The following is a 3716-nucleotide window of genomic DNA, read 5'->3' as shown; positions in this document are numbered from 1 at the left end:
CCTCTGCAACCCCCGCCACAACATCGGTCGCCATATCCACGTCCAGCGCGCCAGTGGCAAAATAATCAAGGAAGAACAGTGGCTCAGCGCCTTGCACCACAAGATCGTTCACACACATGGCAACCAGATCAATCCCCACACCGCTATGCACGTTGGTGTCGATGGCAATCTTAAGCTTGGTGCCCACGCCATCATTGGCTGCCACAAGAACAGGGTCTTTAAATCCAGCACCTTTCAGATCAAAAAGACCGCCAAAGCCGCCAATGTCACTGTCAGCACCCGGGCGACGCGTTGCTTTAACCAGTGGGCTGATCCGTTTGACCAGTGCGTTCCCGGCGTCGATATCGACCCCCGCTTGTGAATAGGTAAGGCCGTTATTACCGTTCTGGTCCTGGCTCATGGATACTGCTCCGCATCATCAAGAGTATAGCGGCATGACCGCCTATGTAATTTGGCGGCATAAAAACAAAACTGCAGGGAATTGCAAGGCCGAAAGGGAAAGGAAACCACGCTGGTATCTCAGAAAAACGCAGATCTGTGCAGAACAAGCTAAGCTTTTGCAAATTAATGGAGCTTTGAAAAACTCTTCATTTAGGGGAAAGTTTTTCACCCCTCTCAAAGATGCTCCGAAATTAAGCGGGCGAAAAGGTGGAGTAGCTACTCTGGCAAACCTGATGCTGCGACTTGACGTAATCAACCTATGGAAACTACAACCATCTTAAATTTTAAAGATGCCTCTGTGAGCGACCGCGCTGCCGGATAACAGGCAAGCTGATGGGCTCCATGCCTCCACCTGGAGATAGTTTATGAGTACAAACAAACGGTTATTCTTCTGGTTGCTGGCTTTTATAGCCTTCATCCTGTTCTTGTCGGTGTTTCAAAGCATCCTTCTACCGTTTGTCGCAGGTATGGCCTTGGCCTATCTTCTCGATCCAATTGCGGATTATCTGGAAACCCACGGGTTCGGGCGCATCTGGGCAACTGTTACGATCCTGCTGATATTCCTGATTGTTTTCACTGCAGCACTGCTGATCCTTCTGCCAATTCTCGGCAAACAGCTGATCGCGTTTTTAGACTACCTGCCAGAACTGGCCGGAAATCTTGAAAATTTGCTGCGCGAAAGCCTTGGGCCACAAATGGACAGACTTGCAAACTTGTCAGGCCAAACCAACAAAATCGACTGGGGTGCCTTCGTCGGGCAGGCCGCAAACTTCGTTGGCGGGCTGCTGTCGTCAATCTGGAGCGGCGGGCAAGCACTTATTTCTATCATCGGTCTTGCTGTGGTGACACCAGTTGTCGCGTTCTATCTCTTGCTCGACTGGGACAACATGATCGAACGCATCGACAGCTGGCTGCCACGTGACTACCAGCAAACCATCCGCGCACTGGCAAGTGATATGGATTCAGTAGTCGCCGGGTTCGTTCGCGGGCAGGTGATGATGTGCCTGATATTGGGCACCTTCTACGCTGTCGCTCTGTTACTTGTTGGCCTGAAATTTGGCCTGTTGATCGGTCTCACAGCTGGCTTGATCAGTTTCATTCCTTATGTCGGCGCGATTGTCGGCTTTGGTCTGTCAATTGGTGTTGCTTTGGTCCAGTTCTGGCCTGATTATTTCATGATTGGAGCGGTGCTGGGCGTGTTTGTTGTTGGTCAGTTCCTGGAGGGAAACGTCCTTCAACCCAAACTTTTAGGTGGAAGTGTCGGTCTTCACCCTGTCTGGCTCATGTTTGCACTGTTCGCTTTTGGTTCTTTAATGGGATTTGTGGGGATGTTGATAGCAATTCCAGCTGCAGCAGTGGTTGGGGTACTAGCAAGATTTGCTCTCAGGCAATATCTTGCAAGTTCGCTATATGCAGGTCACTACAAAAATACCAATAAGACGGAAGGACTGGAATGACAGGATCGACAGGGCCACAACAATTGCCTTTGGTCTTGCCCCATGAGGAGGCTTTGGGGGTTGATGATTATCTGGTTTCAACGTCAAATCAGGCTGCATTCAATCTGATTACCAATTGGCCGGAGTGGCCATCTCCGATCGTAACCCTGCAAGGGCCGATCGGATCGGGTAAAACACATCTGGTCAACGCATGGCAGGAGCTCAGCGGAGCTCAGATCGTGGGCGGGGATGAACTGGAATTTCTTGACCTGACGGCATTGGCAGAAGCCGGCCCGGTCGCGGTTGAAGACCTGCATGCAGGTTTTGATGAAGCATCTTTGTTCCATCTGTTCAACGCAGTACGCCTGTCCGGTGGCAACATGTTGATGACCACCCGCGAGTGGCCAAACACGTTTGACCTTAAAACCAAGGATCTGGCGTCCCGTTTTCGGGCGGCGACCCCGGTGCAGGTGGAAGAGCCAGACGACATGCTGCTCGCAATGGTCATGACCAAACATTTTTCAGATCGTCAGGTAACTGTTGACTCCAGTGTGATAGATTACCTCGTGATAAGAATTGAACGGTCACTGGATGCAGCACGCAACGTTGTAGACATGCTGGACAGACATGCATTGGCGAAGGGTCGAAAGATCTCCCGCGTCATGGCCTCCAAAATTCTGGAGAGCATGGGCGAGTAGGAACCAGGGCGTATCTCCGAGAAGTGGTTGCCGGTTATCGGCTCCAGATACGCTTGTAAATAATGCTGAGAGCTTGCTGCTGCACTGCAACATGCTCTAAGCTTTATTTTCCCGTCAAAAATGTATGGTCTAAATGACCAGAATCATACAACGGACAGCGCAATCGTCAGATATTCTAAGGGCGAGGTGCGCCCATACAGGTGACCCGGTCCACGGGCTGCGGAGGTACATGGAATGAATGAGTTTACGGAAATGAACGCTTTGGAAGACGAGACCACTGACACCGCAGATTTTGAGGTGAGTGCAGGGCTGGCTCTGATGCAAAAACCAGAGCGCTTTGTAAACCGTGAACTCTCGTGGTTGCAGTTCAACCGCCGTGTTCTGGAAGAATCCATGAACCCGAGCCATCCGCTTTTGGAACGGCTCCGGTTCCTGTCCATCTCTGCCAACAACCTTGATGAGTTCTTCATGGTGCGTGTTGCTGGCCTGCGCGGTCAGCAGCGAGCGGATGTGACGACCATTTCTGATGATGGTCTGACCTCGACAGAACAGCTGGAGCAAATCTCTGTTGAGGTAAGCAAGCTTCAAAGTGAGCAGCAAGCCCGCTTCCGTCAACTGCGCTCTGAGCTGGCTGATGAAGGTATCTTCATCGTTGAAGCGCAGAACATGAGCCAGTCTGAAACGGATTGGCTGGAAGACTACTTCCTTCAGCATATTTTCCCGGTTCTGACCCCGTTGGCTATTGATCCGGCGCATCCTTTCCCGTTCATCCCAAATCTGGGCTTTTCGCTGATCCTAGATTTGCGTCCGGTGGATGGAGGCGCAGGTATGACTGCGCTGCTGCGTATGCCAAGCCAGATTGGCCGCTTTGTTGTCCTGCCAACACCGCGTGATGCCGGGCCAAAAGCAACTCGTTTCATTCCAATTGAGACGATCATCTCGTTGTTCATCGGCAATCTCTTCCCCGGATATGAAGTTTGCGGCAAAGGCGCGTTCCGCGTCTTGCGCGACTCCGACTTGGAAATCGAGGAAGAAGCGGAAGATCTGGTGCGCGTTTTTGAAACCGCCCTGAAACGCCGCCGCCGCGGGTCTGTGATCCGCATGGAAATCGAAGAAAGCACACCTAAGAGCCTGAGAGCCT

The 3716-nt window shown here is 51.7% G+C and carries 4 protein-coding genes and 1 pseudogene; 4 read left to right on the top strand and 1 reads right to left on the bottom strand.

The features are described 5' to 3' along the window. Nucleotides 1-400: AIR synthase related protein (locus PPL9_RS25575; protein WP_244273468.1), on the bottom strand; the 400-nt coding region annotated here is incomplete at its 3' end. Between the two features lie 34 nt (nucleotides 401-434). On the opposite strand from PPL9_RS25575, the gene PPL9_RS25570 reads away from it, so the two are divergent. The 4 genes and pseudogenes from PPL9_RS25570 to PPL9_RS34440 all read left to right on the top strand — a co-directional run. Then, nucleotides 435-722 carry a hypothetical protein gene (locus tag PPL9_RS25570; protein WP_057465337.1) on the top strand — a complete coding sequence of 96 codons (288 nt, stop codon included), beginning with the start codon at nucleotides 435-437 and terminating at the stop codon, nucleotides 720-722. An 84-nt stretch (nucleotides 723-806) separates the two neighbouring features. Further along, a complete protein-coding gene (locus PPL9_RS25565) occupies nucleotides 807-1898 on the top strand; it encodes an AI-2E family transporter (RefSeq protein WP_057465336.1) in 1092 nt (363 codons plus the stop codon). Further along, on the top strand, nucleotides 1895-2575 hold the full coding sequence (locus tag PPL9_RS25560) for a DnaA/Hda family protein (RefSeq protein ID WP_057465335.1): 681 nt from the start codon (nucleotides 1895-1897) through the stop codon (nucleotides 2573-2575). The genes PPL9_RS25565 and PPL9_RS25560 overlap by 4 nt, the downstream gene beginning before the upstream one ends. A 318-nt stretch (nucleotides 2576-2893) precedes the next feature. Continuing rightward, nucleotides 2894-3716 (top strand): annotated as a pseudogene (locus tag PPL9_RS34440) (RNA degradosome polyphosphate kinase); the annotation flags it as partial.

It is taken from the genome of Pseudovibrio sp. POLY-S9 (assembly GCF_001431305.1).
GTDB lineage: Bacteria > Pseudomonadota > Alphaproteobacteria > Rhizobiales > Stappiaceae > Pseudovibrio.
This window is presented reverse-complemented; position numbering and strand designations above follow the sequence as displayed.

What these genes read in the sequence shown, in the direction of transcription:
- PPL9_RS25570 (WP_057465337.1), top strand. Translation starts at nt 435, where the DNA reads ATGACCGCCTATGTAATTTGGCGGCATAAAAACAAAACTGCAGGGAAT.
- PPL9_RS25565 (WP_057465336.1), top strand. Translation starts at nt 807, where the DNA reads ATGAGTACAAACAAACGGTTATTCTTCTGGTTGCTGGCTTTTATAGCC.
- PPL9_RS25560 (WP_057465335.1), top strand. Translation starts at nt 1,895, where the DNA reads ATGACAGGATCGACAGGGCCACAACAATTGCCTTTGGTCTTGCCCCAT.